General features: G+C 39.3%; 21 protein-coding genes and 1 pseudogene. 12 read left to right on the top strand and 10 right to left on the bottom strand.

Going from position 1 to position 18,715, the window contains the following annotated elements; translation table 11 throughout:
* Nucleotides 1-380 precede the first annotated feature (380 nt).
* The 5 genes and pseudogenes from SANK73390_RS03090 to norR form a co-directional block, all read right to left on the bottom strand.
* Nucleotides 381-722, bottom strand: coding sequence for a GNAT family N-acetyltransferase (locus tag SANK73390_RS03090; protein ID WP_462763405.1), 342 nt, complete (start codon nt 720-722; stop codon nt 381-383).
* Nucleotides 719-946 carry a hypothetical protein gene (locus tag SANK73390_RS03085; RefSeq protein ID WP_462763403.1) on the bottom strand — a complete coding sequence of 76 codons (228 nt, stop codon included), beginning with the start codon at nt 944-946 and terminating at the stop codon, nt 719-721. Before SANK73390_RS03085 ends, SANK73390_RS03090 begins: the two co-directional genes overlap by 4 nt.
* Before the next feature lie 130 nt (nt 947-1,076).
* Nucleotides 1,077-1,562 (bottom strand): bacterioferritin, encoded by a 486-nt coding sequence (gene bfr / locus SANK73390_RS03080; RefSeq protein ID WP_462763400.1) that lies wholly within the window; start codon nt 1,560-1,562, stop codon nt 1,077-1,079.
* Nucleotides 1,563-1,565: 3 nt separating this feature from the next.
* Nucleotides 1,566-2,036, bottom strand: a complete 471-nt coding sequence (gene bfr / locus SANK73390_RS03075) for a bacterioferritin (protein ID WP_462763397.1) — start codon at nt 2,034-2,036, stop codon at nt 1,566-1,568.
* A 246-nt stretch (nt 2,037-2,282) separates the two neighbouring features.
* Nucleotides 2,283-3,846 (bottom strand): annotated as a pseudogene (gene norR / locus SANK73390_RS03070) (nitric oxide reductase transcriptional regulator NorR).
* Nucleotides 3,847-4,005: 159 nt separating this feature from the next.
* On the opposite strand from norR, the gene SANK73390_RS03065 reads away from it, so the two are divergent.
* From SANK73390_RS03065 to SANK73390_RS03035, 7 genes are all read left to right on the top strand, one after another.
* Entirely contained in the window at nt 4,006-4,230 is a 225-nt protein-coding gene (locus SANK73390_RS03065) for a hypothetical protein (RefSeq protein ID WP_462763394.1), read from the top strand.
* Nucleotides 4,230-5,447 (top strand): NnrS family protein, encoded by a 1,218-nt coding sequence (locus SANK73390_RS03060; RefSeq protein ID WP_462763392.1) that lies wholly within the window; start codon nt 4,230-4,232, stop codon nt 5,445-5,447. The genes SANK73390_RS03065 and SANK73390_RS03060 overlap by 1 nt, the downstream gene beginning before the upstream one ends.
* A gap of 21 nt (nt 5,448-5,468) precedes the next feature.
* Nucleotides 5,469-6,623 (top strand): NO-inducible flavohemoprotein, encoded by a 1,155-nt coding sequence (gene hmpA, locus SANK73390_RS03055; protein WP_462763389.1) that lies wholly within the window; start codon nt 5,469-5,471, stop codon nt 6,621-6,623.
* A gap of 398 nt (nt 6,624-7,021) precedes the next feature.
* Nucleotides 7,022-8,047 (top strand): sensor histidine kinase, encoded by a 1,026-nt coding sequence (locus SANK73390_RS03050; RefSeq protein WP_462763386.1) that lies wholly within the window; start codon nt 7,022-7,024, stop codon nt 8,045-8,047.
* On the top strand, nt 8,044-8,814 hold the full coding sequence (locus SANK73390_RS03045) for a LytR/AlgR family response regulator transcription factor (protein ID WP_462763383.1): 771 nt from the start codon (nt 8,044-8,046) through the stop codon (nt 8,812-8,814). Before SANK73390_RS03050 ends, SANK73390_RS03045 begins: the two co-directional genes overlap by 4 nt.
* Before the next feature lie 92 nt (nt 8,815-8,906).
* Nucleotides 8,907-9,287, top strand: coding sequence for a hypothetical protein (locus SANK73390_RS03040; RefSeq protein ID WP_462763380.1), 381 nt, complete (start codon nt 8,907-8,909; stop codon nt 9,285-9,287).
* A gap of 32 nt (nt 9,288-9,319) precedes the next feature.
* Nucleotides 9,320-10,438, top strand: coding sequence for an MBL fold metallo-hydrolase (locus SANK73390_RS03035; protein WP_462763376.1), 1,119 nt, complete (start codon nt 9,320-9,322; stop codon nt 10,436-10,438).
* Nucleotides 10,439-10,507: 69 nt separating this feature from the next.
* Here the strand turns inward: SANK73390_RS03035 and SANK73390_RS03030 are convergent, their stop codons facing one another.
* From SANK73390_RS03030 to SANK73390_RS03015, 4 genes are all read right to left on the bottom strand, one after another.
* Complete coding sequence (locus SANK73390_RS03030; RefSeq protein WP_462763374.1) at nt 10,508-11,701, bottom strand: serine hydrolase domain-containing protein; 1,194 nt, start codon at nt 11,699-11,701, stop codon at nt 10,508-10,510.
* Between the two features lie 179 nt (nt 11,702-11,880).
* Nucleotides 11,881-12,297: a DUF1801 domain-containing protein gene (locus SANK73390_RS03025; protein ID WP_462763371.1), complete on the bottom strand. Its 417-nt coding sequence runs from the start codon at nt 12,295-12,297 to the stop codon at nt 11,881-11,883.
* On the bottom strand, nt 12,297-13,202 hold the full coding sequence (locus tag SANK73390_RS03020; protein ID WP_462763368.1) for a DUF4350 domain-containing protein: 906 nt from the start codon (nt 13,200-13,202) through the stop codon (nt 12,297-12,299). The genes SANK73390_RS03025 and SANK73390_RS03020 overlap by 1 nt, the downstream gene beginning before the upstream one ends.
* Before the next feature lie 149 nt (nt 13,203-13,351).
* Entirely contained in the window at nt 13,352-14,050 is a 699-nt protein-coding gene (locus tag SANK73390_RS03015; RefSeq protein WP_462763365.1) for a hypothetical protein, read from the bottom strand.
* 159 nt (nt 14,051-14,209) lie between these two features.
* Here SANK73390_RS03015 and SANK73390_RS03010 point away from each other — a divergent pair, with 159 nt between their 5' ends.
* Nucleotides 14,210-14,701 (top strand): low molecular weight protein-tyrosine-phosphatase, encoded by a 492-nt coding sequence (locus SANK73390_RS03010; RefSeq protein ID WP_462763363.1) that lies wholly within the window; start codon nt 14,210-14,212, stop codon nt 14,699-14,701.
* A 141-nt stretch (nt 14,702-14,842) separates the two neighbouring features.
* Here SANK73390_RS03010 and gltS read toward each other — a convergent pair whose 3' ends face one another.
* Nucleotides 14,843-16,042 carry a sodium/glutamate symporter gene (gltS, locus tag SANK73390_RS03005; RefSeq protein WP_462763360.1) on the bottom strand — a complete coding sequence of 400 codons (1,200 nt, stop codon included), beginning with the start codon at nt 16,040-16,042 and terminating at the stop codon, nt 14,843-14,845.
* Between the two features lie 587 nt (nt 16,043-16,629).
* On the opposite strand from gltS, the gene SANK73390_RS03000 reads away from it, so the two are divergent.
* From SANK73390_RS03000 to SANK73390_RS02985, 4 genes are all read left to right on the top strand, one after another.
* Nucleotides 16,630-17,268, top strand: coding sequence for a 2OG-Fe(II) oxygenase (locus SANK73390_RS03000; RefSeq protein WP_462763357.1), 639 nt, complete (start codon nt 16,630-16,632; stop codon nt 17,266-17,268).
* Nucleotides 17,269-17,358: 90 nt separating this feature from the next.
* On the top strand, nt 17,359-17,715 hold the full coding sequence (locus SANK73390_RS02995) for a hypothetical protein (protein ID WP_462763354.1): 357 nt from the start codon (nt 17,359-17,361) through the stop codon (nt 17,713-17,715).
* A 99-nt stretch (nt 17,716-17,814) separates the two neighbouring features.
* Nucleotides 17,815-18,186 carry a hypothetical protein gene (locus tag SANK73390_RS02990; RefSeq protein ID WP_462763351.1) on the top strand — a complete coding sequence of 124 codons (372 nt, stop codon included), beginning with the start codon at nt 17,815-17,817 and terminating at the stop codon, nt 18,184-18,186.
* A 122-nt stretch (nt 18,187-18,308) separates the two neighbouring features.
* Nucleotides 18,309-18,707, top strand: a complete 399-nt coding sequence (locus tag SANK73390_RS02985) for an N-acetyltransferase family protein (protein WP_462763348.1) — start codon at nt 18,309-18,311, stop codon at nt 18,705-18,707.
* The last annotated feature ends 8 nt before the right edge of the window (nt 18,708-18,715 follow it).

Below are 18,715 nucleotides of genomic sequence, written 5' to 3'. Positions count from 1 at the left end.
CTACCTAGAATAGCTATTTTATGTAAGTTAGCCAACCACACAGAATAAATCGTCAACCCGCATTACTCGCTAAAATCAACGTATCCTAAATGACTAAAAGATAATTTTTTTGTGTGATTGACTAAATAATGGCTTAAATGTACATATAACTGCTGGTGTTATTTTCAAAGTGTACATAGTGAGTTTACTAAATCTTATTCAGTAAACTTCAAGCGAAACAGCACAACTTCCAAATTTTGATTTTATGTTTACAAAACATTTAAGAAAAAGACTCTATTGTGCACGTTTGGCCACTTTTTAGTGCTCGAATCAGGGTAGAAATGAATTACTCGATAGAGATTAATAACAATAATTAATCTCACGTAAAATGATGAAATGCTTTAGTATGCTTGGTGATTAAGGCTGATTTTTGATGTTAAAACATGATCTTGCCACTGCCCTGCAATTTTTAAGTATGACTTGGCTAAGCCTTCTTTTTCAAATCCAAGTCTATTTAATAGTTTCTCCGATCGTGTATTAGAGGGCATATAATTGGCCATAATACGATGTAAGTCGTACGCGTCGAACGCATAATCAATAGAAGCTTGGAGCATCTCAAACATTAACCCTTTACCTTGCTCTTGATGACTTACTGAGTAGCCTAAATGACACGCCTTGAATACTCCATGTACAATGTTTGAAAAAGTGCATAGACATATTATTTTTGTTTGTGCTTTATTCACCCAATAAGGGGTAAAGTTGTACCTAGCTCAAACTGTTTAAAGTTATTTGCCACGCGTTGTTGAGTAAGAACCTCGCTATAATACTTAGTATCCCTATATGGCTCCCATCTTTGCAAATGTAAGCGATTATCGCTTTCAAATTGCCTTAACATGCCAATATGGTCGGGTTGTACTACCGTTATTCTTAAGCGCTCTGTATTTATTTTTGGGATAAGCTTCAACACCTACTTTCCTGTATAAACAATAATGAATGGCAAAGCCTAACTATATTATATATTTATCAAACATAATGTTACAGCAAATAAAAAGCAGCTTAACGCTGCTTTTAGCTCACATAGTTTATACAAAAACCTATTAAGGCGCTGCACCACTGCCCATTTGGCTTTGAATGTAGTTTTGTACACCAATTAGCTTAATCAGCCCTAAGTGCTGTTCGAGCCAATAAATATGATCTGTTTCAGTATCATCTAACAGCTGCTCAAGCATTTGACGAGTTACATAGTCATTTTCTTTTTCACACTGCGCAATAATCTTTTTTAAACTTGCTGCAACCGTCATTTCTGCAGCTAAGTCATTTTCCAACATTTGTTGTACATTATCACCCACATGAATTGGAGCGCGAGACGCAGTATCAGGTGTGCCTTCCAAAAATAAAATACGCTCAATAATACTTTTAGAGTGGTCAAGTTCTTCATCATATTCATGAGCAAGCTTGTCACCTAATTTGCCTAGGCCCCAATCTTCATAAATTTTTGAGTGTGCTAAGTATTGATCCATTGATGTTAGCTCTAGCGTTAACTGCTGATTAAGTAAATCAATAATTGTTTGACTGCCTTGCATAGGTTACTCCTCAATCTGCGATTGCAGATAGTTTTCAATGCCAGTGTGTTTAATCAAGTGTTGTTGTGCTTCTATCCAATCAACATACTCTTCTTCATACTCTAAAATCTCTTCAAGTAATTCACGGCTGACAAAGTCATGTTCTTGTTCACACAATGCAATGGCAGATTTAAGCTCTGGAATTTGTTCCATTTCAAACGCTAAATCACAACTGAGCATTTCTTCTGTTTGCTCGCCAATATGCAACTTTTCTAAATGCTGCAAATTTGGAAGCCCTTCTAAAAACAAAATCCGTTCGATTAAATCATCGGCTTGCTTCATATCTTTAATCGACTTTTTGTAGGCTTTTTCATTAAGCTCTTCCAAACCCCAATTTTTATACATACGTGCATGCAAAAAATATTGGTTTATCGACGTGAGCTCTAAAGTCAGTATTCTGTTTAGTACATTTAAAACTTGCTTATTACCCTGCATGGGGCCCCCTAAAAAAACAAACACTCGCTCATTAACACTAGTTCAAAACATGGAGGGTGCAAGATTGATTAGCACTAAATAAAAAATTAATATATCCTTTTAAAATAAATGACTTATAACATTATTGAGAGTGATTAACATTGCTAATTACAGTTGTAGTTACAATACGTTTCCTACCGTTACTTATGGCAAATTAACGGGCCACTTTAACACGATAAAAATGACTTAAAGAGGAGATAAACTCTACTACAAATGTTTTTTAATTTGCACATTTAGCCGCTTCGCTAAACGCACTAAATTCGCTCTATCAATTTGTAACGCACGCGCTGTAGCCGACCAGTTTAAATTATGCTCTTCAAGTGCTTGAATTATTTTGCCGCGTTGAAAGTCATCTACCGCCACTTTAAGAGCCTGTGTTGCGTTTGCGGTTGAAGGAACACTGACCTTAGTTTCTGTGACTATGTTACTGGTTTGCAACTCACAATATTTCGGTTCAATACAGATAATGTCTGCTGGCCACTGGGCTTGTTTTGCTCTGAGTGCACTTCGGCTAATCACATGCTCTAACTCTCGAATGTTACCCGGCCAATCATACTGCTTTAAAATTGTTTCAAGCTTTGAATTTAACGTTACCTGCTTTATGCCCAGTTTCTTGCGTACTTGTTCTATAAAAAACCCTGCCAGTAGGGGAATATCATCACGGCGATCCCGCAGCGGTGGTACATTTATAGGGTAAACGCTGAGGCGATGGTATAAGTCAGCTCGAAAACGCCCTTGTGAAACTTCATTCTCAAGGTTACGGTTAGTTGCTGCTATAACACGTACATTCACCTGTTCAGTTTTATCAGCTCCTACAGGCTGAATTTCACCACTTTGAAGTACACGCAATAATTTACTTTGAATAATCAGTGGCAATTCACCTATTTCATCTAAAAAAAATAGTGCCACCATCAGCTAGCATAAATTTACCTTCGCGGCTTTTATCCGCACCAGTAAATGCCCCCTTGCGGTGACCAAAAAATTCACTCTCAGCCAAAGTTTCAGGTAAAGAAGCGCAATTAACTTGAACAAAAGCTTGCTCAGCACGCGGCGAGTATTTATGAATATTGCGCGCTACCAGCTCTTTACCTGTACCCGTTTCACCATGTACTAATACACTAAAGTCAGAACTAGCAACCAACTGTATGTCGCTGCAAAGTGAAAGCATAGCAGTGCTTTGCCCAACCATGTCGTGAGTCGCTTGATTTAACGCTAAGACAAGCGCATTACCATGCTGTGCTTTGCGCAACAGTTGCTCGTTATACATAGCGCATTTAACATGTTCAGTAACAATGTCATTTACATGCTGTAAGAACGATTCACTATAATGGCTAAAGCTTCCAGGAGTTAGGCTATCTAATGTTAAAATGCCTAATAACCGCTGCTCATCAAACAAGGCTAACCCCATACACGAATGCACAGGCATATCACCATCTGTCGCTAATAACAGCCCATCGTAGGGATCTGGTAAATCACAGTGTTCATCAAAACGAAGTGGCCCACGAGCTTGACTAATAGCCGCTAAACGTGGATGCGCGTTAATATCAAAGCGCCGTCCAAAAGAGTCTCTGGTTAACCCATCTAGTGCCACTGGCGTGAGCATACCGTTTTGGTTAAGCAATAGTGCCACTGCATCAGCATTAATACAGGCTTTAATAGCCTGTATTAATGCACTATAAAAGCCATTAACCGAATCAGTTAGTTGTGACGGTTGAGCTCGAGTCAGAGCAATACTCAGCGTAAGTAGTTGTGATAGCGCTTGCGGCTTCATGTCAAAATGACTCATATAGTTAATTGTGAACATAAAATAATATGTCAAAATGACTTCACTTTCAAACTTTAAATCATAATACTCTGATTTTTAACAACATTAAAATTGGCACGTTGAATGCTATAACTAAACACTATTAATCAGTCCAAGGTGCTTAGTATGCAAAATGTCACCCTTATTTTAAAAACCGCTAATATCGCGTTAGGGCTGTTCGCCCTTAGCTTTAGTGCCAGTGTAATCGCAAGCTACCCTTTAGCTGACTATTTTAGTCTACCTTGGCAAATCTCATTACACATCTCAACGATTGTCATTGCAGGATTATTTAAGCTCAGCTATGTGGCGCGCTGTGTGTGCCAATACCAACTTGGTATGGAGGTAAAATAATGCGCCCAATCAATTTATTAGAGCCCATAAGTGCGCATGCTAAATGGTATCAAATTGAACAATGGCCATTATTTATGCTGGCATTTAGACCGCTATTTTTATCAGCTGCCATATGGGCGGTGATCAGTATTGGACTCTGGGCAGGGTTATTAATGGGCCAACTAACATGGCATGCCCCCATTACTGCCACACTTTGGCATGCACACGAAATGATTTTTGCTTTTGCAGGGGCTGTTGCCGTTGGCTTTTTGCTAACAGCCGCACAGACTTGGACCAATGTACCCAGTATTAGCGGTTATAAGCTAGCTTTGCTTTTAGCTATTTGGGTCCTTACCCGCGTCATATTTTTTACTCAACCACAAGTCTTGTTAGTGGTGTTAATAGGTCAACTCGCATTTTGGCTTATCGCCATTACAGTACTGAGTAATATGCTCATTCGTGCCAAATCAAAGAATAATTATATATTTATTGTGCTGTTAACTGGGTTGTGCATATTCAATACACTATTTTTTATATTACTGATGCAACAAGATTTTGCTTTAGCACGCATATTTACTCAGGTTGCCGTATTGATGTTTATGTTACTCATTGGCATAGTCGGTGGCCGTGTGATCCCTTTTTTCACGGCCAGAGGACTGGAACTGACGCAGCAAGTGCGTACACCCAAACTAGACCAGTTGTTACTTTGGGTTAGCGTTTTGGGTATTACGGGTTTTGTATTGAGCCAAGTATTTAAGTTAGCACTGAACCCTGGTTACCTATTGATTTTAAGCGCCTTGTTGCACGTTATCCGCACTGTATTGTGGTTTAACGCAAAAATTTTGTTTGTGCCTTTACTTTGGTCACTGCACCTAGGCTACATCCTTGGTGCAATTGGATTATTACAGCTGGGAATCAACTTTTTCACCCCACTTATAGCCTTTACTGATGCTTTGCATTTGATCACGCTTGGTAGTATTGGCTTGATGATCATCGCCGTCATGGCTCGAGTATCTTTGGGCCATACAGGTCGGCCCTTGCAAGTTCCCCACACTGTTAGCTTGGCGTTTATGGCCGTTGCAATAGGTGCTATATGTCGTGCCTTTTTACCCTATTTTATTTCCCCACACCTAGCTTGGCTATACAGCGCAATACTTTGGTGTGTTGGCTTTAGCTTATTTGTTCATCACTACTTTAACGTGTTAACGCAACAGCGCGTTGACGGTCGTCGTGGTTAATTTTTTACCTTTGGAGTTACTATGTTATCTCAGCGCACTATTTCTTTAGTTAAAAGCACAATTCCTCTTTTAAGCGACGCGGGTACTGCGGTCACCGCGCATTTTTATCAGCGAATGTTTACCCATAACCCTGAACTTAAAAACATTTTTAATATGACTAACCAACAAACGGGCAAGCAACAATTCGCGCTATTTAGCGCCATTGCGGCCTATGCTACTCATATTGATAATCCATCAGTACTACAACAGGCCATTACTCGTATTAATCACAAACATGTTAGTTTAAATATCCAAGCAGAGCATTACGATATTGTTGGCTACCATTTAATTGAAACACTCAAAGAGCTAGCGCCAGAGCAATTCACACCAGATATAGAGCAAGCATGGCGCGAAGCCTACGCCCTATTGGCCGATTTATTTATTAGTCAAGAAGAAGGCCTATATCAAAAAACTCAGAGTCAAGTCGGTGGCTGGCGTAATGAGCGTGAATTTACCATTGATACCATTGTAAAAGAGTCAGAAAACGTAAAAAGCTTTTACCTTACCCCCAATGATAAACGCCCTATTACCCATTACCAAGCGGGTCAGTTTATTAGTGTAAGTGTACAACCTGAACAAAGTGCCAATACGCAAATTCGCCAATATTCCCTGTCGCAGTCGCCTAAGGCAAACCATTATCGCATTAGTGTGAAAAGACAAGGGCTGGTGTCAACGCACTTGCACCAATTAAATACAGGCGACACAATCACGCTTTACCCACCAGCAGGGGACTTTGTGCTACAAAATACCCCAAATGAAAAAGTATTTATCAGTGCTGGCGTGGGCATTACCCCCATGATGGCAATGCTAGAGCAGGCGATAAATTCTGCAACAACTCGCAGGTTAGCGTTTATTCATGCTTGTGTCGATGAGGCTGAACATAGCTTTAGGCCGTTCATCGAACAGTCACACGCAAACTTGAGCAAAGAAATTTGGTATGAAAATAGCGATGCAGGCGATCAAACAGGACGTATTCAACTGAGTCAAAGCAAACTTGAACTACCATTAACACATGGTGAATTTTACCTCTGCGGCCCCACTGCGTTTATGGCAGCAATTAAACAGCAGTTACTTGATCTGGGTGTTGAGTCGCAGCGTATTTTGTATGAAGTATTTGGGCCACATGAGGCGCTGTGAAAATCCCCTATTAGTGAAAACAGCCTGTGCACTTAGTCAAAGGCCCAAACACAAGTTCAGGTGATAGTTAGTTCCGAACGACCAATAACAAACTCAAGGTGGCAGCTGGTAAGTTCAATATAACTGCCCTGATTGCCACCTTAAAGCCGTTGCTCTAACGAAGGTCAGGATCTTATTAAGCTTTTGACTTCAATAACAAAGGGCCTGAAACAAGCTCAGGATGACTAGGGGACTATATAGACTCTCTGCAAATATCAAAAAGAAGTAGTTAAAATAAATTAGATAAGAGTGACGATTATTTTCACTCACACATCCGTAACAAAGCTTTACACAAAGATTGAGCAATAATATTGTAGCCTATCATTATCGAAACCTAATCAAAATCGGTGAAGTATCATTTGCATAAGTATCCAATTTTAATAGCGGGCCATGTGTTATTTTGGCTAAGTTATTTAACTGCTGAACACATAAGTCACTTACTTTATGGTGAAAACCATTGGCAAGGGAGCGTGTTTTCGTCAGTATTTATCATGGTCGCGAGCGCATTACTTGCCATGCTTTTTATAAAGCTCGAAAAAAAATCCGTCAGAGTAAGATATACATTGGTATTATTTTTAGGCTTACTGACTCTAGTTTTTTGGAATAACTTAACCAGTATTTTGCACGGCCACACCAGCTTAACCGCTTTAATACAAGCACCTATATTAGAGTCACTTACTGGTAGCGCGTATCGTGTCTTGTTGATTATTGCTTGGGCAGGATTACTTGCTTCGGGCTATAACTACCTACAAAAAAAAGCACATGCTAAAGCAATAGAACAAGCTCAGCACACCGCTAAAGAAGCACAGTTGCAACTGTTAATGACCCAGCTTAATCCACATTTTTTATTTAACGTACTCAACTCCTTAGATGTGGCTATATTAGACAAAGATACTAAAACTGCACATCAAATGCTGATAAAACTCAGTCAATTTCTACGCACTACGCTGGAGCACAAATTCGATAGAAAAATACCACTTCACCAAGAGCTTTCCTTGCTCAACCACTTTGTAGAAATTGAGCAACAGCGCAGTAAACAGCACATCCAATTTAATTATCAAATACAAAACGATGCCGAGCAGGCCTATTTACCGCCACTGATTTTGCAACCATTAATGGAAAATGCCATCAAATTCAGCAGACAAATAATGACTGATTGCGAGATAACACTTGTTGCAACCATCCGCAATAAATTACTGTGTATCAATATCAGCAACCCATACATAGAAACGGCATATTCAAATACTAACGGCACGAATACAGGGCTTAATAACGTGAAAAATCGAATAGAATTACTATATGGCAGCAGCGGGCAATTTTGCATACAAATTGGAAACAATCGATTTAATGTCAATTTGGTCATTCCTTTAGAAGTTGCAGCATGACAATAAATTGCTGGGTAATTGACGACGAACCTGCAGCACACAAAGGGTTAGAACTTGCGCTGCAAAACCATAGCGACTTTAGCGTTGTTTATCATGGTTATAGTGTGGACGAGCCCGCTGCGCTAAGTTTGCCTAAACCGGATGTGGTATTTCTAGATATTGAAATGCCAAGGCAAAATGGCTTTGCACTATTAAAATTGTGGAACGAGCCACTACCTCATATTGTGTTTATTACTGCCTATGGGCAATACGCCGTGGCTGCATTTGATAATAATGCGCTTGATTACTTACTCAAACCAATTGAGCAAGAGCGGTTTAATATCATGATAAATAAAGTCAGGCAGCATATTAAACAGCAAACGCTGGTATTAAAACGAGCTAGGGTAGAAGCATTTTACGAACAACTAAAACTGCAAACCTCACAACTTGGGTTGAGTGTAAAAACCAGCGAGGGGCTTTTTTACATAAAGCAAAAAGACATCCTTTATATTGAAGCAGTTGCCGATCACCTCGCATTACATTTTGCAGACAAGGTAATGTTATCAAGGGACTCCTTTAAACGTCTCAGCTTAGAGTTAGACGATAAATTCTTTTCTCGCTCACATAAATCCTACATGGTCAATTTGGCACATGTCCGTAAAGTAGAAAAGGGCCGATTTGGCGATGCGCTACTGCAAATGAGTAATGGCGAGTCGGTTAAAATGAGCCGCCGTTATAAGGCGCTGCTAGTGCAGCTAAATAAAGTGAACAACAATGCAGCCACATAGCGTAAATTTATAGCCGCTTACTGACTTTTAATCGTTTACCTATTTGAGCTATGTCAATGTAACCTCAAAATCACCTAGAGGTTACCTTCTGTATGCACAACCCAAAAAGTTACCAAAATATAAAAAAGCGGCTTCGCAAATCCAGTTTCATTCCTTTTATAAAACAAAAGCTTGCTACTATTAGTTGTGTTGTATTGTTGATACCTGCTTCAACATACGCGCTTGATAAAGCTACTGCCGTAAGTCAAGAATCTGAAATCATCAGTAAAGTAATTAACGCCTATGGCGGTGATGCGTTAATTAACGCAAAAAGTATCAAGGTGTTAGATTACAATAAAGGCCCGTGGCCCGGAGAAAGTGAAATACCTGGTGAGCCTGAAATATGGCGTATCAATGAAGAGCTTATTATCGACTTTGAAAACAAAAAAAGAGTCTGCTATCTTATCGTGCGCCTCGTACTACCCTTGATTTAGAAAAATGGATTCATGATGGTAAAAAAACCGTTATGTACGACATTTTGCATAACAAATACTCTGTCGAAGAGTGGGCCAGTTACGAGTGGTTAGGCAGCTCACTGATACGCAGTAGCGATACGTTACAAGCTAGGCGATTGCACACTGATTTAAAGTCAGCTCAGTACATAGGTAATGAATACTATCGAGGTAAGGTGCATCAAAAATTAGCCGTCACCTTAAGTTCAGGCACACAATTTACTTATTTTATTGATATAACATCTGGGTTGATCCGTAAAATACAACGGTCCCACCCGCGCATTGGCAATATGCTTTATGTGTTCTCCAACCATCAGACAGTTAATAAAGTGGTATTTGCACAAGATCTCAACTTTTTCATCAATGGCACATTACGCATTACTTCTGTCGAGCGCAATATAGAGTTAAACCCAAATATCACTCGCGCTTTTAAAGGTTTTGATAACTTTACTCAGTGGGGAGATACTTTTAACTACTCTGGTTTACATATTGAAAAGCGTGCTGACGGTGTTTACCAAGTAGGAAAAGGCCGTGCTTTATCGATTTTTATTGAACATTCTGACTATTATATTGCGCTTGGGGCAGCAAATGCGATAGAAAACAATTTTGCCGAAATCAAAAAGCGCACTAACAATGACAAACCAATTAAGTACTTTATTGTTACCCACCATCATAACGCAAATTTACAAGGGCTTGATAAAGTACTCGCGCTAGGCGCAAAGCTTGTCTTCTCTGACGCACATAAAAGCGTCATTACTGAGTCATTATCGTCAAAGTCTTCAGCCGATGACTTTGTTGTGGTGCCCGACAGAACTCCCTTTAACATAGGTAATCTCACACTCAGTGACATTGCCACAGCACACGCTCAGCATTACCTTTTAGTCTATTTGCCTAAACATAAAATGGTCTTTGCAGAGGACCATTATGTCACTAACTTAAAAACGGCTAAGCCGCGTATTTATCACGATATGGTGCGCTTTGCTCAAGCACTTGACGAACTTAATATCGACGTGGAAAAACTGATTGATATTAGAGGGTGGCGGCAACTTAACATCGCAGATTTTAAACGTTGGACCCGCGACTTTACAGCCAAAACATGTCCAAAAGACTATGCTATTTGCACTAAAGGGTAAGTAATAAGTAAAAGGCAGAGCATAGAGTAATACTAGGCTCTGCTAAACAGGTGGACATAAGATCAGTAATTACAAACCGCCGAGTACTTTTGCTCGGATCACAGTTCTAAATTCCTCGACCATTTTGTGTTTTTCTGGCTCACGTTGGCGGTCAAACACATGGTTATAAAATAGGCTAATACTTACATCTTCATCAGGATAGTAATAACTACGAGTGATATATCCATTGTTATAACCACCATGAACATAGGCCATTTTACCATTTAGGTGAGTATTTTTACTGTTTTCAGTAAGAACGATAACACCACCGCCATACTGCCTGTGTTCGTCTAGTTTATTTAACAAGCTCAACATCTGCTGTTTTATTTGCTCATTAAACGGCGTTAACGCTTTACCAAACGCCCGGTAGAATTTTGCTAAGTCTTTTGTGGTGCTAACCATACCGCCATCGGCTGCGCGGTAGCCTAAATTAACATGGCGGTAGCTTTTAAGCTTACCTGCTTGCAGCTCATACCCATCTACCAATACACCATCAATATCTTCTCTTTGATAGTAAAAAGTATTTGCTAAACCCAATGGCTCTAGAATACGTTGTCGTATTTCAATTGCTAAGTCATATCCCAAAATATGGTCGATTATCATTCCTAGCAATAAATAATTAGTATTGGAATAGTCAAAGCCATGGCCTGGCTTAAATATGGGGGGTTGCCCATATGCGTAACCCAGCATTTCCAACTCACTCCAATCATGGTTTGGTATCTGTTCAACCTTGTGCCAAAAACCCGGTGTCGATAAGTAATCGTATAAACCACTGGTATGCGTTAACAAATGTCGTATCGTGATTTTATCCATATTAGGCAGCTGACTTATAATGTTTTTACTTAGGTAATAGTCGATTGGTTTATCTAAATCAATTTGCCCTTCTTGCGCCATCAAAAAAGTGATTGTTGCAACAAAGCTTTTCGTATTGCTGGCAATTCTGAACAAATGCTCTGGCAAAAGTGGGGTGCTATTTTGAATATTTGACAAACCACTCGTATAAGCGCGCTCAAAATTTGGGGTTTCTATGTAGACCGAGACACCCGTTAACCCACTTCGCACGACTTTATCTAGAAGTGCTTGATAATCTTCATTTACATCAAACGATATAACGTCTGTCGAAGGTTCTTTAGCAATCGGTGTATCTATATTCTGCGATTTTTTACCACCACATGCGACTATTAAAAGCATTCCTAAACACAAAAGTAGAGTGTGCGACTTCATGATATTTTCCTATGTTGACTGTACGACTCCTTTATAACAGGCACTGGTTTATATGCTGTCCCAAGTGATAATACAAAACAAATTCTTTAAATTGAAAACGTAGAAAAACATAGGGGATTATTTTAATAATATGAAAATAAAGCTTATTTTTATTAAATCACTTATAACTAAGCAGCTTTTTAAGCTCCCAGCAAAGGCAAATGCTTCACCTTGTGATAGGTTAAGGCAAGCTCAATACAGTGTTTAATTGCATGTATAGGAAGTGGATGATTTAACTTCAACACAATGGCCCTATTACCTTCAAACTGAAGTAAGCCACTATAAATTTGCCGAAAAGTATCAACCAATTTGGTATTGCAGTTAAAAAATAAGTAATAGTTGTCGGGAGATTTTAGCTTCCAGTCTATTCTTATTGGACTACCTGATTTAACCCGATAATTTGGCCCGCCCCATTTTAAAGATTCTTCGACTGCTCCCGCACCTATATCTTTGGCAACATCTAAGATTATCGCCCTTAGCTCATCAAGTGCAGGGCGAACTGAAGCAGGGTAGTTTTCAAATTTTACTTCAACTGCCTCATTCGTAATAACACCCATTATATTGCCCGTGATAACCAATACATTACATTAAGCAAAAACCGTTCATTTTGCTCTGCACTTTTTGATACGAGCCCAAGCTTTTTACCTGTAGGTACATATACTTGAGATGTAAACATACTGGCTTCTGCAAACACCGCAACCCGCCCTTTTCCTATCTCTAATACAGCCCCTTGAGACCAACCAGCTATAGAGATTCTAGGTGTTTGCTGGTTAACCTTAAATGGCTTATCTGGCAGTACTGCCACAGCGTCTTTAGGCAGTTGCAAAATATTTTTTGCATTGCTTGGTACTTTAAACGCATCTCCACCTAAACTTCGCACCTTCGTAACTTGTCCAGTTCGCTCTGTACTATTTAAGATCGGGTGCTGTTTTAAAGTCTTATTGTCTTTGCTGAAAGTAAATTTGCTAACATGCCCATTAGCAAATTCAAAGCCAAATGCAGCAGCAAGTTTTTCAGCGGCTTTAGGAAATGGAATATGGTCTGCAACCAAAAATAACGCACCTCCTTGTATTACCCATGCTTTAACTGCACTGATTTCTTCATCAGTAAAAGCGTTATAAAAAGGGCCGTCCCAGTTTCTGCTATTCTCCTTGTGTAGTGCATTAGCCAATACTAAAATATCAGCTTGTTCTAGGCTTTTTTTAGTAAGTACTTTTTTATTTGCTTTTACAACGTAGCCATCACTGCGCAATACCTGTGCAAACGGTTTATAACGGCCATTAAGGGTATGAAAATTATAATGAGCTTCGTCAATCAGCACTAATGGTGCTTGCTCTTTATTAAAGCGTTTAAACGTATTTTTAGGTTTAAAGTTAAGATCGGGTTGTTGAGGTGAACCATCTCCATTGCACGCCACAACCCCAAGTGCCATCAAAGTATAAAGTACAAATCTAAACAACATAAAACTAATATCCCTTTACTTTCTATGAAGTAGTCTTTGGTATCAAGCTTTGAGATACCATCCACATATTGTGATTTTAATAACGGGCCATTAATACGGTCAAAATAAATGTACCTTAAACGATATGCCTCATGCAATAGTTCGTCTAGTTACTTTCTAAACAAGTTTTTATACAGTGTTTTTGCTATCTGAGCCAAATTTACGGGAATAATCACAAACAAAGCAATGCCTTTATCAAAACCGGGGTTAACTTGGCAATAATATTGAATTTCTAACTTTTCGCTGGTTTTAAAAGCGATTAAGTCCTGTTGTAAATACTTACTTGCTCTATTAACCTTCACCAAACAACGTAACGAGTTAAACTGACTTAGTAAGCCACCTGAGTTGAAACGCTCAAATAATTGGGAGGGTGCTTGGTGAGTTAAGTGAGGCCAAATCACACCTGTTTTCTTAGCTATAGCACGATACATTGCAGGGCTGAGCATTGTATCGGCGTAATAATGCTTGCGCCATGGCCGTGTTAGCCATGCTTTAATACTTTGGCTTAGTGAGAACGCAAAGGTATTACCGCCTTGTCTAAACTTTGGCAAAAATGCAGCCGATGCTCTTATAACTGTGATATTTATTTCGTCACTAAAGGTCAGTAAACAATACCCCACCAGCTTATCATTATCATAATACAGCCGCAATTTTCTTTGATGCGGCTTTGTACATTCAAAGTACTTGGCTAAATAGTCTTTTACATTAACATTAGCAAAGCTCGCTTGAATAACGCCACCCACTTGCTGCTTTTGCGCATCATTCAGCCACTGCTTGGTTTGCGTTAAATCTGTTGTTTTGAGGTGCATAAACTATTTCCTGTTATTTTTGCACACTCTTGTGCAGCCATTACATTAGCCTTATCACTTTCCATTATAAACCCCACCAAAAGCACAGCATAAAAACCTTATATCTATACTATTTGAATGTGTTAACTTACCAAAAAACAAACTTAATTGGTAAAATTGATGACTAACACCCTACTAAACAATGATATAAAAAAAATACTAATAGTCTGTATGGGTAATATCTGCCGCTCACCTACAGCCGAAGCCGTGTTAAAGAAACAACTATTAGATGCTAGGCTTGATATTGAAGTCGATTCAGCTGGCACCATCGCTTATCATCAAGGAAATCCCCCTGATAAGCGCAGCATGGCTGCAGGTATTAAACGTGGTTATAATTTTAATGCCATGCAAGCTCGACAAGTCAAACCATTAGACTTTGAATATTTTGATTTGATTTTAGCAGCCGACAAAGCAAACTTAGCCGATTTAATGGCACTTTGCCCTGAGCAATATCAGCATAAAATACAACTTTTTTTAGCGTTCGGAAGTAGCGAATATACAGAGATCCCAGACCCATACTATGGTGAAGGAGATGGTTTTGAATTGGTACTTGACCTTATTGAAGAGGCATCGCAGGGGTTGGTTATTAGCTTAGACAAAAAAGCCCGTTAAGCTGCCTTTTAGGCAGTGCCATTCGGGCATTTTTTCTACGTTATCACCTGACTTACATAGAATATGTATACAGCGCAGGCTCTGCCTTGGGGAAACACCCGAACGACTGCTGTAAAAACACACAGCAAAGATCAACACGCCTTAAAACGCCAGCGCAAACCGGATGATAAAGGCATTGGTTACATCAACAAAAAATGCCGACACCAAAGGTAGAATAATAAATGCAGTCGGTGCCGGACCATGTGCTTTTGTGACCGCAGTCATATTGGCAATTGCCGTGGGCGTGGCACCTAAAGCAAAGCCACCGAAACCAGCTCCCAATACGGCCGCCTGATAACTGCGGCCCATTAGCGGAAACAGTACCAATAAAATAAAAAACACAGCGCCTATAGTCTGTAGTGTTAATAACACGAGCAAAGGACCCGCGAGGCTGGCAATAGTCCAAAGCTGCATACTCATCAGCGACATAGTTAAAAATAAACTAAGAGAAAAGTCAGAGATAATCGCTAATGAACGCGTGCGAGCAGGCCAAGGCATGTTCGGAAATATATGCGGCAACGTATTTGAAAGTATGATCCCCACTAACAAACAGGTTACAAAAAGAGGCAATTTAAAACCAACTTCGGTGATTATTTCGTTTGCTATCCAACCTAAAATAATACAAATATGCAGCACCAAAATGGCAGCCATAAAATTTAAGTGACTAAACCTCTGCAAGTCCACTTTTTCGTACTCCACACCCACCATCGGTGCTTCAACAGACTCTGCAGTTAACTTATGTTTGGAAATTAAAAATTTGGCAATAGGACCACCAATCAGACTCGCAATCACGAGTCCAAGTGTAGCTGCTGCAACACCAATTTCTAATGCTCCCTCAATACCCATAGCTTGAATATCTGGTGCCCAAGCAATTGCAGTACCATGACCACCTATCAGTGCCGCTGAGCCGGTTAAAACACCAACTTGTGACGGTAGCCCAAGTGCCAGTGCGCCCGTAATACCAATCACATCCTGAATAACAATATAGGACAAGGTCAGCACTAACAGGATAGTCAGTGGTTTCCCCCCTTTTTTGAGGTCACTAAATTTGGCATTAAGACCAATCGCGGTGAAAAAGTAAACAAGTAAACGGTCGCGAGTAGATAAATCAAAATTCACCTCAATCTGCACAGTCATATAAACAAAATAGAACACCAGCGCTGCGAGCAACCCACCTGTTACCGGCTCTGGGATATTAAATTCTTGCAACAGTTTAAATTTTTTGGTTAATAAAAAGCCTACAAAAAAAACCAAAATACCTAGAGTGTATGAGGTAAAGCTATCTAACATGAAAGAGTGCATTTAAAGTGCTCCATTAAGACTAAAATCACATATTATTCAACATAATATATTGAATAAGTTAGCCATACGCCCGACGCTGAGAGTATCCAACAGTCATCAAAGCTAAATTCCTTTGGCTGATCAAAAGAGTACTATATCTTTCACACTTTTTGTGTACTTCGTTTACTGTTATTTTGATCTGTTCGTTATTAGGTTGTGTTAATCTTTGAAATATGAATTTTGTTCAAATCAAAGTATCTAAACAAAAATTAGCTGTCTACCCAAAGCCTCCCTATTGATTCGCTGTTTGAAAGAGAATTAAGCTCGTTTACGCACGCTCATATCAATTTTATTAAAACAATGATCATTCTAGCGAGCTAAAGTTAACTATGTTTTGTACTTGAACATAATCCAGGAACTTGACCACATTTTTGACCTTCAAACTTTTTACAAGATCAATATCACTGTTAATAACCATGCACTCCTTTTAAAGGTTCCTTTAATGTGTAGTAGCACGATAAAAATAAATGACCTATTTATGATTGTTTTTCTCGCTCGCAGGAAAGACCTGTGGTATCTATAGCGCCCCTTCTTTAAGAGTGACCCTATTGGCAACTCAAAGTAATTTATTCGAGCAAATCGCCCTTGACCTTCAAGTACATGGTTTAAGTATACAAAGTTTAGATTTAAACGAACCAGCACTATTAGCCCTCACTGAACGACTCACTATTTTATCGCCACAAGACTTCCGTAAAGCCGGTATAGGCCGCCAAGAGGAACATATTAAAAATGAGTATATTCGACGTGATAAAATTCACTGGTTAGATAACAACAATCCTCAAGAAGCGTTGTTTTTGAGTTATATGCAAGACTTACAAAGCTACCTGAATCGCAAGCTATTTTTGGGTCTATTCAGTTACGAGTGTCACTTTGCACGCTATGAACCGGGCGCTTTTTACAAAAAACACTTAGATGCATTCAAAGGCGAAACTAATCGTGTTCTGTCTACGGTGTTATACCTCAATCCATTTTGGCAAAGCGAAGATGGCGGAGAGTTAGCTGTATATGACCCACATAACCCAGATAATATTTTACAAATAGTAGCCCCCAGTTATGGTACGTTGGTGACATTTTTAAGTGATGAATTTCCTCACGAAGTACTGAGCGCAAAAAAAACACGGTATTCAATTGCGGGCTGGTTTAGGGTTAATACCAGTGTAAGCGGCAATATTGACCCGCCGCAATGATGATGCACACCTTATTTTAACACTTTTTTACTTTAACATGCTGATAATAAAGTTATCCTACCCTTTCTAACAATAAAAAAGGAACATGGTTTGAAAAAGCTTTTACTATGCAGCGCTGTTGTTACACTCTTATCGGGCTGTATTTTTGTGCCAAAAGAAGTTACATATTTTGATGAACAATGCCAAATCTTCTCTAAAAAAGCGGTATTGGATACACAAAATGCAGTACAAATACAAGAATGTGATAATCACTCCTGTGGTGTTATGCTCGTATCTGCAGGACTCGTCAGTGCAGCCAGTGTTGTTGTATCAGGAAGCGTAGTCGTCATAAAAAACGTAGTTTACTGGCACGAAAACCAACGTGACTGTAACATTACTAAACCAGATAACGAGCCAATTCAGACAAAAATAACTGCCAGTGATATAAGTGACATTGAACGTCACTGATGTTAAGCACGCGGTTGCTATATAAAACATATAACGGATACTTCTACCAATAAGCAACCGTTAAATCTAACTCGTTTAAGTACAATGCAGGAGCACATTATGAAAGCAGCATTACTTTTTACTTTTATCCTAGCATTAACATCAGGGTGTGTCTTCGTACCAAAAAATGTCACTTATTTTGATGAAGAGTGCCAAATATATGCACAAAAAACAGTCCTCGATATTGAAGCGCTAAAATCAGCTAACCAGTTTTACCGAAGCTGCAGCGATACCTGCTCCCCATATACTCATTCCGACGCCTATGTAGGGTTTGCAAGTTTATTTGTCGCAACAGCTGCGGTGGCGGCTAAAAATACTGAGCATTGGGAGGCAAGAAACCAAAACTGTCAAAAATTCGTACCCAAAAGCACTCAGCCAATAGCCCCAGATGAGCCAAAAAGTGATATTAGTGAGATAGAGCGTGTACACTAACACACTCCCTGATTTTGAGGCATTGTATGATAACAGAAATAACCCGCGAAGATTTTATATCCTTTTGACCCACTTTTAAGGCTATTATACTTTCACAAACAACCTATGCGTTTGATGCTAATATGTCGCTTGATAAAGCTTACCAATTATGGTGTACAGCTCCTCTCAAAACATTTACCTATAAGTTAAATGGTCAAACGCTTGGCACCTATTACATAAAAGCGAATGCAATGGGACCAAGTAACCACATTTGTAATTGTGGCTACATGGTAAGTGAAGCCACAAGAGGCCAAGGCATTGCACAACAACTTTGCGAACACTCACAACAAGTTGCTAAGTTGCTTGGTTTTACAGCGATGCAGTTTAACAGTGTGGTCAGTACCAACCAAGGGGCTATTCGCCTGTGGCAACGACTTGGCTATAAGATAATCGGTACTATTCCTAATGCATACAAACATTCTAAGTTGGGGTATGTTGATAGTCACATTATGCATAAGCAGCTCATAGAGACATCTAGTTAATACGCTCA

The sequence above is a fragment of the Pseudoalteromonas sp. SANK 73390 genome (assembly GCF_054966645.1).
This window is presented reverse-complemented; position numbering and strand designations above follow the sequence as displayed.